At 38.7% G+C, this 15,801-nt stretch carries 20 protein-coding genes; 13 read left to right on the top strand and 7 right to left on the bottom strand.

The window, feature by feature from the left end; all coding sequences use genetic code 11:
* Positions 1-35: 35 nt before the first annotated feature.
* On the top strand, positions 36-965 hold the full coding sequence (gene rnz, locus ACFX4R_RS16760) for a ribonuclease Z (RefSeq protein WP_377569979.1): 930 nt from the start codon (positions 36-38) through the stop codon (positions 963-965).
* 29 nt (positions 966-994) lie between these two features.
* Here the strand turns inward: rnz and namA are convergent, their stop codons facing one another.
* Together namA and proI are read right to left on the bottom strand one after the other, a co-directional pair.
* Entirely contained in the window at positions 995-2,011 is a 1,017-nt protein-coding gene (gene namA, locus ACFX4R_RS16765) for an NADPH dehydrogenase NamA (RefSeq protein WP_043976298.1), read from the bottom strand.
* Positions 2,012-2,148: 137 nt separating this feature from the next.
* Positions 2,149-2,997 (bottom strand): pyrroline-5-carboxylate reductase ProI, encoded by an 849-nt coding sequence (proI, locus tag ACFX4R_RS16770; protein ID WP_013059097.1) that lies wholly within the window; start codon positions 2,995-2,997, stop codon positions 2,149-2,151.
* 268 nt (positions 2,998-3,265) lie between these two features.
* Between proI and ACFX4R_RS16775 the strand changes: the two genes are divergently transcribed.
* On the top strand, positions 3,266-4,222 hold the full coding sequence (locus ACFX4R_RS16775) for an MBL fold metallo-hydrolase (RefSeq protein ID WP_043976301.1): 957 nt from the start codon (positions 3,266-3,268) through the stop codon (positions 4,220-4,222).
* A 23-nt stretch (positions 4,223-4,245) separates the two neighbouring features.
* On the top strand, positions 4,246-5,040 hold the full coding sequence (locus tag ACFX4R_RS16780) for an SDR family NAD(P)-dependent oxidoreductase (RefSeq protein ID WP_043976303.1): 795 nt from the start codon (positions 4,246-4,248) through the stop codon (positions 5,038-5,040).
* A 73-nt stretch (positions 5,041-5,113) separates the two neighbouring features.
* On the opposite strand, the gene ACFX4R_RS16785 is transcribed toward ACFX4R_RS16780, so the two are convergent.
* Positions 5,114-5,329: a CDGSH iron-sulfur domain-containing protein gene (locus tag ACFX4R_RS16785; protein ID WP_013059094.1), complete on the bottom strand. Its 216-nt coding sequence runs from the start codon at positions 5,327-5,329 to the stop codon at positions 5,114-5,116.
* Positions 5,330-5,459: 130 nt separating this feature from the next.
* On the opposite strand from ACFX4R_RS16785, the gene ACFX4R_RS16790 reads away from it, so the two are divergent.
* The gene (locus tag ACFX4R_RS16790; protein ID WP_028410692.1) at positions 5,460-5,798 is read left to right on the top strand and encodes an iron-sulfur cluster biosynthesis family protein; all 339 of its coding nucleotides are present in this window, start codon (positions 5,460-5,462) and stop codon (positions 5,796-5,798) included.
* On the opposite strand, the gene ACFX4R_RS16795 is transcribed toward ACFX4R_RS16790, so the two are convergent.
* Together ACFX4R_RS16795 and ACFX4R_RS16800 are read right to left on the bottom strand one after the other, a co-directional pair.
* Positions 5,795-6,706 carry an alpha/beta hydrolase gene (locus ACFX4R_RS16795; RefSeq protein ID WP_043976305.1) on the bottom strand — a complete coding sequence of 304 codons (912 nt, stop codon included), beginning with the start codon at positions 6,704-6,706 and terminating at the stop codon, positions 5,795-5,797. The two genes, ACFX4R_RS16790 and ACFX4R_RS16795, sit on opposite strands and share 4 nt — an antisense overlap.
* Positions 6,707-6,774: 68 nt before the next feature.
* Entirely contained in the window at positions 6,775-7,671 is an 897-nt protein-coding gene (locus tag ACFX4R_RS16800) for a hydroxymethylglutaryl-CoA lyase (RefSeq protein ID WP_043976308.1), read from the bottom strand.
* Between the two features lie 177 nt (positions 7,672-7,848).
* Here ACFX4R_RS16800 and ACFX4R_RS16805 point away from each other — a divergent pair, with 177 nt between their 5' ends.
* The 4 genes from ACFX4R_RS16805 (at position 7,849) to ACFX4R_RS16820 (ending at position 10,963) form a co-directional block, all read left to right on the top strand.
* On the top strand, positions 7,849-9,036 hold the full coding sequence (locus ACFX4R_RS16805; RefSeq protein WP_043976310.1) for an acetyl-CoA C-acetyltransferase: 1,188 nt from the start codon (positions 7,849-7,851) through the stop codon (positions 9,034-9,036).
* Between the two features lie 235 nt (positions 9,037-9,271).
* The gene (locus tag ACFX4R_RS16810) at positions 9,272-9,961 is read left to right on the top strand and encodes a CoA transferase subunit A (RefSeq protein WP_025750456.1); all 690 of its coding nucleotides are present in this window, start codon (positions 9,272-9,274) and stop codon (positions 9,959-9,961) included.
* A 20-nt stretch (positions 9,962-9,981) separates the two neighbouring features.
* Positions 9,982-10,650 (top strand): 3-oxoacid CoA-transferase subunit B, encoded by a 669-nt coding sequence (locus ACFX4R_RS16815; RefSeq protein ID WP_043976312.1) that lies wholly within the window; start codon positions 9,982-9,984, stop codon positions 10,648-10,650.
* 64 nt (positions 10,651-10,714) lie between these two features.
* The gene (locus tag ACFX4R_RS16820; protein ID WP_016765509.1) at positions 10,715-10,963 is read left to right on the top strand and encodes a YqkE family protein; all 249 of its coding nucleotides are present in this window, start codon (positions 10,715-10,717) and stop codon (positions 10,961-10,963) included.
* Positions 10,964-10,990: 27 nt separating this feature from the next.
* Here ACFX4R_RS16820 and ACFX4R_RS16825 read toward each other — a convergent pair whose 3' ends face one another.
* Both ACFX4R_RS16825 and mciZ read right to left on the bottom strand, forming a co-directional pair.
* Entirely contained in the window at positions 10,991-11,908 is a 918-nt protein-coding gene (locus ACFX4R_RS16825) for an aldo/keto reductase (protein ID WP_377569981.1), read from the bottom strand.
* A 93-nt stretch (positions 11,909-12,001) separates the two neighbouring features.
* Positions 12,002-12,166, bottom strand: coding sequence for a Z-ring formation inhibitor MciZ (gene mciZ, locus ACFX4R_RS16830; RefSeq protein WP_013059085.1), 165 nt, complete (start codon positions 12,164-12,166; stop codon positions 12,002-12,004).
* A 71-nt stretch (positions 12,167-12,237) separates the two neighbouring features.
* On the opposite strand from mciZ, the gene ACFX4R_RS16835 reads away from it, so the two are divergent.
* The 5 genes from ACFX4R_RS16835 to xerD all read left to right on the top strand — a co-directional run bounded on the left by ACFX4R_RS16835 (position 12,238) and on the right by xerD (position 15,647).
* The gene (locus ACFX4R_RS16835) at positions 12,238-12,789 is read left to right on the top strand and encodes an NUDIX hydrolase (RefSeq protein ID WP_013059084.1); all 552 of its coding nucleotides are present in this window, start codon (positions 12,238-12,240) and stop codon (positions 12,787-12,789) included.
* A 326-nt stretch (positions 12,790-13,115) separates the two neighbouring features.
* Complete coding sequence (spoIIM, locus tag ACFX4R_RS16840; protein ID WP_013084941.1) at positions 13,116-13,760, top strand: stage II sporulation protein M; 645 nt, start codon at positions 13,116-13,118, stop codon at positions 13,758-13,760.
* Between the two features lie 112 nt (positions 13,761-13,872).
* Positions 13,873-14,325, top strand: a complete 453-nt coding sequence (gene fur, locus ACFX4R_RS16845; RefSeq protein ID WP_013059082.1) for a ferric iron uptake transcriptional regulator — start codon at positions 13,873-13,875, stop codon at positions 14,323-14,325.
* A gap of 194 nt (positions 14,326-14,519) precedes the next feature.
* A complete protein-coding gene (locus ACFX4R_RS16850) occupies positions 14,520-14,747 on the top strand; it encodes a YqzK family protein (RefSeq protein ID WP_013059081.1) in 228 nt (75 codons plus the stop codon).
* A 6-nt stretch (positions 14,748-14,753) separates the two neighbouring features.
* A complete protein-coding gene (gene xerD, locus ACFX4R_RS16855) occupies positions 14,754-15,647 on the top strand; it encodes a site-specific tyrosine recombinase XerD (RefSeq protein ID WP_013059080.1) in 894 nt (297 codons plus the stop codon).
* The last annotated feature ends 154 nt before the right edge of the window (positions 15,648-15,801 follow it).

Consider the following 15,801-nt stretch of genomic DNA (forward strand, 5'->3'; position numbering starts at 1 on the left):
CAGGCTTTTTGTGCGTGTGAAGGAGGAAGTAGAAAATGGAATTGTTATTTTTAGGAACGGGTGCAGGAGTACCGGCGAAACAGCGGAATGTTTCATCTCTTGCGCTCGAACTTTTGCAAGAAAGAGGGGCGGTGTGGCTTTTTGATTGTGGAGAAGCAACTCAGCATCAAATTTTACATACAACCGTTAAACCGAGGCGAATTGAGAAAATTTTTATTACGCACCTTCACGGTGATCATATTTACGGATTGCCTGGACTCCTTGGAAGCCGTTCGTTTCAAGGCGGAGAATCGCTGCTTACTGTATACGGGCCAAAAGGAATTAAAGAATTTATTGAAGTCACGCTGGCTGTAAGTCAAACTCATCTGCAATATCCTCTAGAGATTGTTGAAATAGAAGAGGAAAGTGAAAGTGGAACGATTTTTGAAGATGAAACTTTTTCAGTGGAGTTTGGCAAACTTGAACATGGCATTTTATCTTATGGATATCGAATTGTCGAAAAAGATTTACCAGGATCACTGGACGTTCAGCGTTTAAAAGAGATGAATATTCCCCCGGGGCCTCATTATCAGCAGTTAAAGGAAGGGAAAGAAGTAGTATTAAAAGATGGGCGTATAATCAATGGTCAAGAATTTGTAGGAGAGCCTAAAAAAGGGAAGGTCATCACGGTTTTAGGAGATACAAGAAAGTGCATGCAAAGTGTTCAGCTTGCTATGCATGTAAATGTTTTAGTCCATGAAGCTACTTTTTCAGCGGGAGACGAGGAGCTTGCTTACAACTATTTTCATTCTACTGCAAAAGAAGCCGCTGAAATCGCTAAAACAGCATCGGCCGAGCGTCTTATTTTATCTCATATTAGTTCGCGTTACCAAGGAGACGCAGTCAGCCGGCTAGCAGAAGGAGCAAAAGAAATTTTTCCAAATACCGACATAGCAGAAGATTTGAAACGGTTTACGATTTCATAAAAAAAGACGAGGATATCCTCGTCTTTTTTTTACCATCCGCGTTCGTACTGAACGGGTGCTGAAATTGTTTCATTTAGTTCTTTTGCCGCCGTGCGCGGGAAGTACGGATCGCGCAGAAGTTCGCGCGCAACAAAAATTAAATCAGCGCGTTCGCTTTGCAGAATCTCTTCTGCTTGTCGTCCTGTTGTAATTAATCCAACTGCGCCTGTATCAATATTTGCCTGCTGCTTAATCTTATCTGCAAACGGCACTTGATAGCCAGGGTATACGTTGATTGGAGCGTGTACAAGAGCACCGGAACTAACATCGATTAAGTTGACGCCTTGTTCTTTCATCCATTTTGCAAATGCAACGTGATCATCGACTGTTAATCCGCCTTCTGTATAGTCAGAAGCAGAAACACGGACAAATAAAGGGCCGTCCCACTCTGTTTTCACAGCTTCAATAATTTCCTTTAAGAAACGATAGCGATTTTCTGCGCTGCCGCCATATTCGTCGCTGCGTTTATTGCTTAGCGGCGATAGAAATTGATGTACTAAATAACCGTGTGCAGCGTGAAGTTCGATAATATCAAATCCAGCTTCTTTTGAGCGTCGAGCGCTTTCTTTAAAGGCAGAAATCGTTTCATGAATTTGTTCTGTGGTCATTTCCACAGGTTTTTTACTTTTATCATCAAAAGCAATAGCGGAAGGAGCATAAATATCGCCTTCAACAGTTGCTTTACGTCCTGCGTGTGCAAGTTGAATAGCTGTTTTTGCACCGTTTTCTTTTAGCTGTGTCACAAGTTTCGTTAATCCATCTTTTTGTTCATCATTCCAAATTCCCAAGTCTTGAGCTGAAATACGACCCTGTGGCACGACAGCTGAGGCTTCAACCATAATGAGACCTACTTGTCCAACCGCACGAGTTGTGTAGTGAACCATATGAAAGTCGGTTATTACGCCGTCTTCCTTTTCGCATGAATACATACACATTGGTGACATTACAATTCGGTTTTTTAATGTTACATCTTTCACTGTATAAGGTGAAAATAGTTTTGTTGTCATTCGGTTTAACCTCCAATTATTTCGATACTCTAAACAAAAGTTATTATATCACCGCATTGAATTTTCTTTCACATAATCTGCTTATCCATTTTTAATCATAAAAAAACCTCTTTCTTTTTTTAGAAAGAGGTGAACCTTTACGAACGTTTACTCGAGATTTTTTCGTCAATCGTATCTCCTAAATATTTGGAGCGAATTGTAGCTTGTTCAATACACTGCATCATGGCTTCTTGGAAGTTATGAGAAATAAGCTGTTCGATTCCTGCTTCCGTTGTGCCGCCCGGACTCATCACTTCTTTTCGAAGTACGGCTGGCGTTTTAGGTGACTGTTTCAGCATTTCTGCAGCACCGATAAGAGTTTGAAGAATTAGTTCATTTGACACTGACGTATCCAAGCCTTGTTTTTCAGCTGCTTTTTCCATTGCTTCTACTAGATAGTAGACATACGCTGGGCCGCTTCCAGATAGTCCTGTTACAGCGTGAAGCTGCTCTTCCTCTACAGTTGTAACCGTACCAATCGTTTCAAATAAAGCAGTAGTAACGTTCATATGCTCTGCTGTAGCAAACTTGCCGGGTGCAATGGCTGTAGCCGATAATCCAATAGAGGCCGATGTATTTGGCATAGCTCTTACAACCGCTACTTCTTGGTCAAACAAGTTTACAATTGTGGCAGTCGATACCCCTGCTAAAACAGAGAGAACGAGGTGGTGCGGACGAATATAAGACTTAATCGTATCGATGCTTTCCGCTACGTCTTTTGGTTTAATAGCAAGCACGACGATATCGCTTTTTTCGATTAACAAGGCATGATTACGCGTAATGTTAATTTCATATGCGTTTCGAAGTTCGTGAAGTCTTTTATCGTTGCTATGATTTGTTACGGTGATTTGATTGGGGCGAAGCTTTTTATCTGACAGCAGCCCTGAGATCATAGCTTCAGCCATTGATCCAGCTCCAATAAAGGCGATGTTTAAATCCGTTTTCATTAAAAGTTCCTCCAGTCATTTGCTATCCAATGAAAACAGATACTGAGATTTCAGTATCTGTTAAAGGTTTGTGTTTGTGTATCTCTTCTTTATAAAATGCATAGTTATCTAAAGATATGAATAAAACTTCACTATATTTCTGTCATTATGCAATGAAAAAGAGAAGGATGTCAATGTAATTTTCAGAAAACGAATGCAATTGTATAAATAACAGGAAAAATCGTGTAAACTTAAAAGAAAATGCGATGGTAAAGGAGCAAAAATACAGATGAATGAGCAATTATATAAAATTGTGCTGCCTACTCCTTTTGCGGTAGGAGATGTGAATGTTTTTGTTATAAAAGGTCAGACCGTTACGCTAATTGATGCTGGTATTAAAACGGAGGCGGCGTGGTCTGTATTTAAAGAAAAGCTTAATGAAATAGGATTAAAACCAGATGATATTAAGCAAGTTGTCCTAACTCATCACCATCCTGATCACGTAGGAATGCTTGATTTTTTTGATAAAGATATCGCCATAGTCGGTCATGCGAAAAATCAGCCTTGGATCTCCCAAAATCCAGATTTTTTTGAGTGGTACGATGCGTTTTTTGAAGACCACTTTATGAAAGCCGGCGTAGATGAAAGGTTTCGCTCTTATTTAAAACGTTTAAAAGCATCAATGAAGTATTCATGTCATCGTTCTCTTACAACTTCTGTGCAGGAAGGAGATTACATTCCGGGCCTAGAGAGTTGGAAAGTACTTGAAGTACCAGGTCATGCTCAAAGCCATATTGCATTATACAATGAAAGAACAGCGGTTATGATTGGAGGAGATTTACTGTTAAAGCATATTTCATCTAATCCGCTCATTGAACCTCCTATGAAACCAAGCGGCGAGCGACCTAAAACGCTTCTTCAATATAATCATTCATTAAGACGTCTGCTTGATTTAGAGATAAACTGTATCTATACAGGTCATGGAGATGAAGTGTTACATGTTCGCGAACTTGTACAAGAGCGGTTACAAAAGCAGAGCGACCGAGCGGATAAAGTGCTTAGCATGATAAAAGAACGTCCTCAAACAGCATTTGATATTTGCAAACAGCTATTTCCTACTATTTATGAAAAAGAACTAGGGCTAACTCTTTCTGAAACAATTGGTCAGCTCGATTTTTTAGAAGATGCAAATAAAATCAGTACACATGAAAAAGAAAGTACGCTTATTTATTCTGTGTGCTCTTAACTTATAAAAAAGGTGTGTTATATTTGAAATCCTCGTTAAAGAACCAACATGTCGTGATTACAGGCGCTTCGGGAGGTCTTGGAGAGCATTTAGCTTATGAAGTGGCCAAAAGAGGGGGCGTCCCCGTTTTACTTGCACGTACAGAAGAAAAGCTGCACCGAGTAGCCGAGCAAATTAGTCAAAAATATGGGATTACCTCTTACATATACAAAGCTGACGTAGCGAACGTAGAGGAAGTCAAAAGAGTCGTTCAGAAAATGATGAGTGAAATTAAGCGTGTTGATGTCCTGATTAATAATGCAGGCTTTGGTGTATTTGAAGAAGTGAAAGAAGCATCGATTAAGACAATTGCCTCAATGTTTCAAGTCAATGTTATTGGATTAATTGCATGTACACAAGAAATTTTAGCTTATATGCTAAAAGAAAACAAAGGACATATTATTAACATTGCTTCTCAAGCAGGCAAACTTGCGACGCCTAAATCCAGTGGCTATTCAGCTTCTAAACATGCCGTGCTAGGGTTTACCAACAGCCTGCGAATGGAATTAGCGAAAACAGATGTCTATGTAACGGCAGTGAATCCAGGTCCTATTCAAACCAACTTCTTTTCAATAGCAGACCAATCAGGAAACTATGAAAAAAGTGTAGAAAAGTTTATGTTAACCCCTCAATACGTAGCTGAAAAAACGGTCAATATTATTGGGAAACCAAAACGAGAAGTCAACTTGCCTAAGTGGATGAATATAGGCTCGAAGATGTATCAGCTTGCCCCGGGGCTCGTAGAAAAATTGGCAGGGGATGCGTTTAATAGAAAATAACCTGTGCTTTAACCACAGGTTATCAATGTTTTTCGTTAATGGTTTCGTTCAGTAAGGCTGTATATCTATGAATCTACTGCTCGTCTAAAATTTTTGCAGCGCGCACACAAGAGTCAAATTTTCCTTTATGATTTCCGTCGCAAAAGGGCATCTTTTGCGACTGGCCACATCGGCATAGTGAAAATGTCGGCTTTGTTTCAAATTTGTTGCCGTCTGCATCAATTAATTCAACGTCTCCAGTGACACGGAAAGAGCCGTTATCCATTACTTTAATTTGTACTTTTGACATAAAAAAACCTCCTTTTTGTACACATCTATATGAAGCGCCAGAGTTTAATGAAAGCGAGATGTGTATTATACTCATTATATAAGCAATTTTCGTTTGTTTATACAATTAGTTTAAAAGGAGTTAAAGGAAAATGAATATTACCTTTACTGATAAAGCAATAGCAAAAGTACAAGAAAAGTACGGGAAAGATTCTTCACTATATTTAAAATTAAAATACGATACGGATGGATGCGGCTGTGTTGTGAGCGGTGTAACGACGCTATGGATTGTTGATGAAAAAGAGAGCGATGATGTAACCATTGAGACGAATTTTGTTCCTGTTCTTGTCGAAAAAACAAAGCAAGTATTTTTAGATGATAATATGACGATTGACTACAATGAAAGTGCCTATGCGTTTATGCTAAAATGTCCTTCTCAAATTTTAAATCCGCGCATGTCATTTATCGATAAAACAAAAGAAGCGCTTTAAAGCGCTTCTTTTTGTATTTTTTCTAAAAATGATTCAATAACTTGTTCATATTCCTCTGGATTATCAGCATACGAGCGGGCATGAGTGCCTACAGGTGCTAAATACATCCGTTTTGCTCCCATTTTTTTGGCATGCAGCTGCTCCGTCATTTTAGGAAGAATATAGTCATCTTCTTTACTATGGATAAACAGAACAGGATGTTTGATTTGATCTACGACTGAAATAGGTGATACGTCTTTAAATGAGTAACCTTCTCGCCATTTTAAAATAATATTAGCTGCTGGCATGACAAGCTGTTTGGGCAGGTGGAAATCTTGTTTTAAGCGATAGGCAAGAAGTTCTTCCAAGTCAGAAAAAGGGCAGTCGACAATATAAAAATCAGCTCCGTCTTCCATTCCAGCATACAAAAGAGTGGTCGCAGCTCCCATAGACTCCCCGTGAATCCCAAGGGAAATAGTTGAACCGAATTGTTCTTTTACCCAATGAACAACGGATTGAAGGTCCAGTTTTTCATAATAGCCGTAGCTCGTTGTTTTCCCTTCAGACTTGCCGTGTCGGCGATGATCATAAAGAACGACGTTCCATCCAAGCTTTAGAAAAAGCCGAGCATATTTCATAGAGTTCAATGAATGCACTGTAACTCCGTGCGAAAGAATCATAAATCGGTTGTGTTCGTGTTGTTTAATAACGGTCCCAGCTATGTTATAGCCTAAAGAAGAAGGAAGCACAAATGCTTCTTTAGGAAGAGTGCTATAGACTTTCTCATCATAAAAGCCATCTTCCGTATCGCGGTCAATAATAACTTTGTCGGTCTTTTTACGGATGTACATCATTTGATTTGTAAAAAAGATGCCAAGAGCGGCAAATGCTCCAAAAACACTTCCTATTAATAATAGCCATTTTTTCATGATTAGCGGCTCCTTTTGTTAATATAGCTATTATTTATTATAGCATCGCTCTCATAAAAACCTAATTTTTAACGCTGTGCAAATAAAGAGTATTGCTTGCTTTCAATCGGTCTTGAAATGTGAGGAGCGATAAAAGCGACCGCTTCGAGCAGCTTTTCTTCATTAATAGAAGTGGAAATACCCATTTCATGAAGCATAAAGACGAGATCTTCCGTAGCTACGTTTCCCGTTGCTCCCTTAGCGAATGGACATCCACCTAACCCCCCAGCGGATGAATCGAACCTGTTAATACCGGCTTGCAGAGCTGCATAGATATTTGCAATGGCTAATCCTCTCGTATCGTGAAAGTGCGCAGCAAGTAGCGTGTGGGGAAAGTTTTGTTTTAATTTCGAGAAAAGTGAAAATACATCTTTAGGGTTTGCCATACCAATTGTATCAGCAACGCTTAGCTCATTCACTCCAGCCTCCACAAAGCTTTCGCAAAGGGCCAGCACGTCGCGTTCGTGTATTTTTCCTTCATACGGGCAATAAAAGGCGGTGGAAATGCAAGTTCGAATAAAACATTCTTGCTGCTTGAGCTGCTGAATGAGAGGAAGCAGCGTTTGTACAGCTTCTTTGGTGTTTTTGTTAATATTTTTTTGATTAAAGGTATTGCTTACGCCAATAAACAGCGCAACGGAGCGGCAATTAGCTTGCAGTGCTTTTTCCAAGCCTTTTTGGTTCGGCACAAGCACAATGTTTCGGCATGTATCAGGCTGAAATGTATCTGCAACAGTAGAAGCATCTTTCATTTGAGGAACCCATTTTGGAGAAACAAAGGATGTAATTTCGATTTCGGATAGTCCAGCTTCTTTTAATTTTTTGATAAAATTAATTTTTTTTTCAGTTGGAACAAAATTTTTTTCATTTTGAAGGCCATCTCGTGGACCAACTTCTATAATTGTTACTTTTTCAGGAAATCCCATAAACCGCTCTCCTCCTACATTGTAAACGCTTACTAATATTTATTTTAATTCTAAAAAATTAAAATTCAATAAAAATTATAAATTTTTACAAAAAAAGAGGAATTTCGCAAGCGATGTCGAAATTAATACAGGTGACAGTTAATCACAGTAATCAAACAGTAAGGAGAGGTTTTCGACATGGGTCAAACAGAAGTAGTCATTGTAAGCGCTGTACGTACAGCAATCGGCAGCTTTGGGGGAAGCTTACAAAATGTATCCGCAACAACTTTAGGTGGTACTGTAATTAAAGAAGCTTTAAACAAAGTAGGGGTATCAGCAAACGAAGTAGATGAAGTTATTATGGGAAATGTCCTACAAGCAGGTTTAGGACAAAATCCAGCACGACAAGCAACTTTAGCAGCAGGTTTACCTGAAACTGTTTCAGCATTAACCATCAATAAAGTATGCGGATCAGGACTAAAAGCAGTACATCTCGCTACACAAGCGATTCTTGCTGGGGATGCTGATGTGATTGTTGCTGGTGGAATGGAAAACATGAGCCAAGCACCATACTTATTAAAAAATGCACGCAACGGGTTTAAAATGGGCGACCAAAAAGTAGTTGACAGCATGATTCAAGATGGATTATGGTGTGCATTTAACGACTACCATATGGGCGTTACAGCTGAAAATCTGTGTGATAAATATGAAATTACTCGTGACGAACAAGATGCGTTTGCAGCTTCAAGTCAGCAAAAAGCAGAAGCAGCTATTCAATCTGGTCGTTTCAAAGATGAAATCGTGCCAGTAGAAGTGCCTGGAAGAAAAGGTCAAGTAACTATTTTTGAACAAGATGAGTTCCCACGTGCAGGCACAACGGCTGAAAGCTTAGGGAAACTACGTCCAGCCTTCAAAAAAGACGGTTCTGTAACAGCTGGTAATGCATCTGGTATCAATGACGGTGCAGCGGCAGTAGTGGTAATGAGCCGTAAAAAAGCAGACGAGTTAGGCCTAACACCATTAGTGTCAATTAAAGGTAATGCAACTGCGGGAGTAGACCCAAGCATTATGGGAATCGGTCCTGTAAGCGCAGTGAAAAAGGCGCTGGAAAAAGCTGCTGTTTCATTAGAAGATGTTCAATTAGTAGAAGCAAACGAAGCATTCGCTGCACAGTCAATCGCTGTGGATCGTGAACTTCAATTTAATCATGATATTTTAAATGTAAACGGTGGAGCAATTGCGCTTGGACATCCTATTGGTGCAAGTGGTGCACGTGTCCTAGTTTCACTTATTCATGAAATGCAAAAACGCGACGCAAAACTTGGGTTAGCAACGTTATGTATTGGCGGAGGCCAAGGCGTTGCAACAATCGTTGAACGTCCTTAATTTGATATAGTTTTAACAAACATTAAAGCTATATCACAACGCCACAGATTCCAAACATACAGCTTTGGAACTCGTGGCGTTTTTGTTTTTCCTTTAATTTGTCTAGTAATATAACTTTTTTGACAAAAAAATGATTAAATTATAATTTTCAGTTATATATATATTTAAAAAGAAATAAAAATCTTTTATAATAGATTAGAAAGCGTTTTCAAAAATAACGAAGGGGTGGTTATGTATGAAACAAGTACATACGTCGTTTAAAGAAGCGGTGAAAGATATTCACGACGGTGCTACGATTATGGTCGGTGGTTTTGGTTTATGTGGAATTCCGGAGAATTTGATTTTAGCGTTAGTTGAAACAGGGGTAAAAGATTTAACCGTAATTTCAAATAACTGCGGCGTAGACGACTGGGGACTTGGACTGCTTCTGAAAAACAAACAAATTAAAAAGATGATTGGTTCTTACGTGGGAGAAAATAAAGAGTTTGAAAGACAAGTATTGTCAGGAGAAATTGAGGTAGAATTGCTACCTCAAGGCACGCTAGCTGAAAAGATTCGCGCCGGCGGAGCGGGCATACCTGCATTTTATACACCAGCGGGAGTGGGAACACCCATTGCTGAAGGAAAAGAAGTTCGCGTGTTTGAAGGAAAAGAATATTTACTAGAAGAGGCGTTAAAAGCTGATTTTAGTTTGGTTAGAGCTTGGAAAGCCGATCATATGGGTAACTTAGTGTATAACAAGACAGCGCGCAATTTCAGCCCAATGATTGCAGCAGCAGGAAAAGTGACGATAGCAGAAGTGGAGGAACTTCATCCAACAGGCTCACTTGATCCAAATATTATTCACACACCTAGTGTATATGTTCAATCGTTAATTATTGGTGAACAAGAAAAACGTATTGAGCGTTTAACCGTTCAAAAATAACAAAAGGGGAGAGATTTTTCATGATTGAAAACGGCGTGAACGTGAGAGAGCGAATTGCAAAACGTGCTGAAAAAGAAATTTTGGACGGATTTTATGTAAACCTTGGAATTGGTATTCCAACGCTTGTGGCTAATCATATCTCAGATAATAAAACGGTGGTGCTTCAGTCCGAAAACGGTCTGTTAGGCATTGGACCATATCCGAAAGAAGGAGAAGTAGATCCTGATTTAATTAATGCAGGTAAAGAAACCGTCACGGCGACAACAGGCGCTTCTTATTTCGATAGTGCTGAATCGTTTGGAATGATTCGCGGAGGGCACATTAATATTGCGATTTTAGGAGGAATGGAAGTCTCAAAAACTGGTGACTTGGCAAACTGGATGATTCCTGGAAAAATGATTAAAGGAATGGGCGGTGCAATGGATTTAGTTCACGGAGCACAGCGCATCATTGTTATTATGGAACACGTGACGAGAAAAGATGAGCCTAAAATCTTAAATGAGTGCAGCCTCCCTCTGACAGGAAAAGAGGTAGTGGATCGCATTATTACAGATCGAGCGGTCATTGATATTACGGCAGAAGGTCTAAAGCTTGTTGAAGTAGCGAAAGGCTATACGATAGAAGATATACAACAATCTACAGAGCCAACTTTAATTATTGATGAACATGTAAAACTAGATGCATTTTGATTTTTGGTAACAAAAGCAAGAATATGATACAATATCTCTCAATTAAAGTAGCGGGGGAATTGTGATGGCTAAAAAAAAGCAAAAACAATCAGCACAAAAACAAAATGATCAGCTCAGTATCAAAGATCAGCTAAATGATAGCTTATTAAAACAGCTTCAAGCTAAAAAACAGGCGCTTTCTTTAAAAGAAGAAGAGCAGAAAGAAACAGAGCGTAAAGAAGCTGCTCGAATTCGAAAAGAAAAAGAAAAAAATAAGTCGTTTGAAGAACTGTTAAATGAAAGTGATTTGAACTGGTCTGAATTTAAAAAATAAAAGCGCCGGTAAAGGCGCTTTTATTTTTTAACGGTGAGCTTCGTATTGATTTGCTTTAAAGATTGATTGCAGCTTGCTAATTTCAGTAGGCTGAAGCGGGGAAGCCTCGACAGCTTTGACGTTTTCACGAAGCTGTGAAGAAGAGCTTGCTCCTGCTACAACCGAGGCTACCGTAGGATTAGCTAAACAGTATTGAAGTGCCGTTGAGTTTAGAGAGTGAGTTGGTCGTACGTGACGAAATTCTTCTATCGTTTTTGCTAATTCCGTACCGCTATAATCTAAGTAGCCCTTGCCCTCGAATGCAGCAAGTTTTTGCTCCCCTTTTTCGGTTAGCAGCCCTTTGGCTACTGGACCTCTCGCTACAACGCTAATGCCGTTGTCATGTAAAAGAGGAAGTGTACTTTCTTCAGGGCGTCTGTCTAACAAGCTGTATTGCATCATGACGCTAACAATAGAAGAATTTTGCACATACTCTCGAATCACATTTGGGCGGATAGATGAAATGCCATAGTAGCGAATGACGCCTTCTTGTTTTAATTCTTCAAATGCTTCAATCGTTTCCTCAATATTGTCTTCAATGGTTCCTCCGTGCAGTTGATATAAATCGATGTGATCTGTTTGAAGACGGCGCAGGCTTTCTTTTACTTCTTCTTTTATGTAAGCTTTAGACGGATCCCATGTCCAGCTGTCTTTTGCATCATTCCAGCGATTCCCCACTTTTGTGGCTAAAATAATATCATTTCTGCGTTTTTTTAGGGCTTGTCCCACAAACTCCTCGTTTAAGCCAAAATCATATAAATCTGCTGTATCGAAATAATTAATGCCATATTCGAGAGCTTCATCAATCATATTGACAGCGTGTTTTTGTTCCGTTCCAAGAGACATGCATCCTAAACCTAATGTACTGACAAGCAAGTCTGAAGTACCTAAGCGTCTTTTTTCCATATATGTCACTCCTTATTTTTTACTTGTTTCTATCTATTGTAGCGCTATGATAGAGGGAAACTCAAATAAGAAGATTAGAAAACTGCAGCACAATTAGTGTCTGCAGTCTGCTTGTTTGTAAGAATTAAAATTTTGAGAGATAGCGTTCGTCCATTCATCTACATACTGAAATTGTTCGCCGTATTCTTTTAACTTTTGCTTGATTTCCCATGCTTTACCGACCAAAATGATTTGCTTCTCGTGAACATAAACTTTCATTTTTTCTACCTCCCAAGGTTCGTATGATAGAATATATGTAAGAGTCAAAAAAATAGAACGAGGTGTAGAAAATGGATCATTTAACAGAAAAAATGCTGTCTTCTGAAAAGCTATTTGGAGGCAGAGTGATTGATTTGTACTTAGAAGAAGTAGAGCTTCCAAACGGAAAAACGAGTACAAGAGAAGTAGTTAAGCACCCTGGAGCCGTAGCTGTCATTGCGTTAACAAGCGACCACAAAATGGTTATGGTCAAACAGTATCGCAGGCCGATGGATCGTATTTTAGTCGAAATTCCAGCCGGCAAGCTAGAAAAAGGAGAAGAGCCGATTGTGACGGCAAAACGTGAGTTAGAAGAAGAAACGGGCTATACGACAGATTCGCTTAGCCATATTATTTCTTTTTATACATCACCAGGTTTTGCGGATGAGTTGGTGCACCTTTATTTAGCGGAAGATTTAAAAGTGATGACCACCAAAGCGGAATTAGACGAAGATGAATTTGTTGAAGTGATGGAAGTTACGGTAGATGAGGCCCTTACTCTTATTCAAAACAAGGAAATTTATGATGCAAAAACAGCCTATGCTGTGCAGTACTTACAGTTAAAAAGCGGGTTAGGAGAGTAAGAGAGTTTTTTCTTTTACATACGAACGGCAATCTAGCAATTAGAGGTTTACATTGAAACGTCATTTGGTGTGAGAAAAAACAGGCATGCGTGTATCTCTAACTAAAAAAAATGTGTGACAACCATATTTTAGTTAAAGGAACATCCGAACGATGAATAGAGATTCTTGATAGGGAATCAAATTCGTTCGGATTTTTTTAAGGTGATGGTGAATGTAGATTTCATTATGTTTCATTCTCTTTTTTTATTTGATAGATTCAAAAGATTCTTGGCATAGTTTTTGTACTCTATCATACACTCTATTAAGCGATTAATAGGAGGAAGACGATGAGAAAAAAACAATTGCCATTATCGTATGCAAGACATTTTCAAGAAAACAGTTCTATTTATTTGTTTGTGACCGTGCTGTTTTTAATGGGAATCATTTTTGGGGCTATTGTTGTAAATAGTTTAACGCTTGATCAAAAAGAAGACCTGTACTTCTATTTAAACCGGTTTTTCGGACAGGTAAAGAGCGGAGAAGTAGCAAGCAGCGTTGAAATGTTTCAGCAAAGTTTTTTTCATAATGTTAAATACTTGGGGCTCATTTGGATATTAGGAATCGCCATTATTGGTTTGCCTGTAGTGTTAATTTTGCTGTTTTTAAAAGGAATGGTGATTGGTTTTACCGTAGGCTTTTTAGTCAATCAAATGGGACTCTCTGGGTTTGCGCTATCTTTTGTATCTGTTATGCCGCAAAATATCTTTCTCATACCGGCATTTCTGATCTTGTCTGCAGCTTCAGTTGCCTTTTCTTTGAAGCTTGTGCGGCAGCAGTTTTTTAAAAAAGCAGCGGAGCCTATTTCCGCCTCATTTTTACGCTACAGCGGAACCATGATTGCTATGATATGTTTGGTTGCCTGTGCAGCTACAATTGAAGCTTACGTATCACCTACTTTAATGAAAAGTGTAATGGCTCTATTAAATAAATAAGAATAAGTATTAAGTAAAAAGAATTCTTTTTTCTTATTAATAATAACTTTATTTTGACACCCTCGACACATCTGATATAATGGATTAGTGAATGGCGAGGGAGGGAATAATTATGGAAAGTCGAATTGAGCGAATTAAGCAGCAGTTGCACTCAGCTAGCTATAAATTGACACCTCAACGTGAGGCGACTGTAAGAGTACTTCTTGAACATGAAGAGGATCATTTAAGTGCCGAAGATGTATATCTCCTCGTCAAGGAAAAGTCTCCGGAAATTGGATTGGCAACTGTTTATCGTACGTTAGAATTGTTAACTGAACTTAAAATTGTTGATAAAATAAACTTTGGCGATGGCGTTTCTCGCTACGATTTAAGACAAGAAGGAGCCGCACACTTTCATCATCACCTTGTGTGTATGGAATGTGGATCTGTGGACGAAATTCAAGAAGATTTGCTTGAAGACGTTGAAGAAATTGTGGAAAAGCAATGGAATTTTAAAATTAAAGATCACCGCTTGACATTTCATGGCATTTGCCATCGCTGTCAGGATAAAGAAGACAAGCAGTAAAAGCCTTTTCCCTAATGGAGAAGGTTTTTTGTTGTACATAAATAAAAAAATAACGAGTTTATAAGCTACATGGTTTTATAGAAAGAAAGGAAATGAGCAGGAGAGAACTCAGTGTATAAAGGCAAGAAACATGTATAAAACCTGTCCCAATTGGCATATCTTCTAATAGAATCAAAAATTGGAGGAATTGTTTCATGAAATCATGGGCTGAAATGGTATATAATACATGTAAAGTATTTATCTTATTTACCGGGTTTACTCTTTTGTTTTATTTTGGAATGATATGGGTATCTCAAGAGTATCAAAATTATAAACGTTATGATGAGCCGTCGGGTTCAGCAGTTAAGGTCATGCAAGCAAGTGTGAACAAAGATCAGACGTGGCTAGAGCGTTTATTTATGTTTTATCAAAACGGGGAGTAGAGGCTATTGAATGATCAAATTCAAGATTTTATTCATTATTTAGTAGTAGAGCGGGGACTAGCGAAAAATACAATTGATTCGTATGAACGAGATTTAAAAAAGTATGCTCAATATTTAGAACATGTAGAGCAGCTCAAATCATTTAATGAAGTAACAAGACTCCACATCGTTAATTTTCTGAAATATTTAAGTGATCAGCAAAAGTCATCTAAAACGATTGCGAGACATGTGGCTTCAACTAGATCTTTTCATCAATTCTTACTAAGAGAAAAAGCAGCGGATACAGATCCATCTGTTCATATTGATACCCCGCAGCTTGAGCGCAAGCTGCCAAAAGTGCTAAATGCAGAAGAAGTAGAGGCGCTGTTAAATGTGTTTGATACTTCGACGCCTTTTGGCATACGAGACAAAGCGATGCTTGAGTTGCTTTATGCTACTGGAATTCGTGTGTCTGAACTCGTTAACTTAAATATTGATGATGCACATTTGACGATGGGATTTATTCGTTGTATCGGAAAAGGAAATAAAGAAAGAATTGTCCCCATCGGAAGGTTGGCAACGGAGGCTATCGAAGAGTATTTACAGCATAGCCGGAGTGTTTTAACAAAGCAAAAGGAACAGGACAAAGCACTCTTTGTTAATCATCACGGAAGGCGTTTAACAAGGCAGGGGTTTTGGAAAATATTAAAAAAGTTAGCTTCTGAAGCAAAAATTGAAAAAGAATTAACTCCACATACGTTACGGCATTCGTTTGCTACTCATTTGTTAGAGAACGGCGCGGACTTGAGAGCCGTTCAAGAAATGCTCGGGCATGCGGATATTTCGACCACTCAAATTTATACACATGTTACAAAAGCACGTTTAAAAGATGTATACAATCAGTTTCATCCGCGAGCGTAGGAAGATTCCAATGTCCAATGAGTTCATAGACATTGGTTTTTTTGATTGAAAACACTTTCATTCATGTGTACAAAAAAATAAAAAGCGTCTATACTAATAGAGAGGTCAGACTTCTGACCAATAAGAGAAGATGGTTAAATTATTTCCAAACGGG

It is taken from the genome of Priestia sp. YIM B13490 (assembly GCF_042787735.1).
GTDB classification, from domain to species: Bacteria; Bacillota; Bacilli; order Bacillales; family Bacillaceae_H; genus Priestia; species Priestia megaterium.

Bases quoted from the DNA above. Each gene is read 5' to 3' on its own strand.
- ACFX4R_RS16850 (WP_013059081.1), top strand. From the start codon at position 14,520: ATGAAATCATGGGCTGAAATGGTATATAATACATGTAAAGTATTTATC.
- ACFX4R_RS16835 (WP_013059084.1), top strand. From the start codon at position 12,238: ATGGATCATTTAACAGAAAAAATGCTGTCTTCTGAAAAGCTATTTGGA.
- ACFX4R_RS16810 (WP_025750456.1), top strand. From the start codon at position 9,272: ATGAAACAAGTACATACGTCGTTTAAAGAAGCGGTGAAAGATATTCAC.
- ACFX4R_RS16825 (WP_377569981.1), bottom strand. From the start codon at position 11,908: ATGGAAAAAAGACGCTTAGGTACTTCAGACTTGCTTGTCAGTACATTA.
- ACFX4R_RS16815 (WP_043976312.1), top strand. From the start codon at position 9,982: ATGATTGAAAACGGCGTGAACGTGAGAGAGCGAATTGCAAAACGTGCT.
- namA (WP_043976298.1), bottom strand. From the start codon at position 2,011: ATGACAACAAAACTATTTTCACCTTATACAGTGAAAGATGTAACATTA.
- ACFX4R_RS16820 (WP_016765509.1), top strand. From the start codon at position 10,715: ATGGCTAAAAAAAAGCAAAAACAATCAGCACAAAAACAAAATGATCAG.
- proI (WP_013059097.1), bottom strand. From the start codon at position 2,997: ATGAAAACGGATTTAAACATCGCCTTTATTGGAGCTGGATCAATGGCT.
- rnz (WP_377569979.1), top strand. From the start codon at position 36: ATGGAATTGTTATTTTTAGGAACGGGTGCAGGAGTACCGGCGAAACAG.
- ACFX4R_RS16800 (WP_043976308.1), bottom strand. From the start codon at position 7,671: ATGGGATTTCCTGAAAAAGTAACAATTATAGAAGTTGGTCCACGAGAT.
- fur (WP_013059082.1), top strand. From the start codon at position 13,873: ATGGAAAGTCGAATTGAGCGAATTAAGCAGCAGTTGCACTCAGCTAGC.
- ACFX4R_RS16790 (WP_028410692.1), top strand. From the start codon at position 5,460: ATGAATATTACCTTTACTGATAAAGCAATAGCAAAAGTACAAGAAAAG.
- ACFX4R_RS16805 (WP_043976310.1), top strand. From the start codon at position 7,849: ATGGGTCAAACAGAAGTAGTCATTGTAAGCGCTGTACGTACAGCAATC.
- ACFX4R_RS16775 (WP_043976301.1), top strand. From the start codon at position 3,266: ATGAATGAGCAATTATATAAAATTGTGCTGCCTACTCCTTTTGCGGTA.
- spoIIM (WP_013084941.1), top strand. From the start codon at position 13,116: ATGAGAAAAAAACAATTGCCATTATCGTATGCAAGACATTTTCAAGAA.
- mciZ (WP_013059085.1), bottom strand. From the start codon at position 12,166: ATGAAAGTTTATGTTCACGAGAAGCAAATCATTTTGGTCGGTAAAGCA.
- ACFX4R_RS16785 (WP_013059094.1), bottom strand. From the start codon at position 5,329: ATGTCAAAAGTACAAATTAAAGTAATGGATAACGGCTCTTTCCGTGTC.
- ACFX4R_RS16795 (WP_043976305.1), bottom strand. From the start codon at position 6,706: ATGAAAAAATGGCTATTATTAATAGGAAGTGTTTTTGGAGCATTTGCC.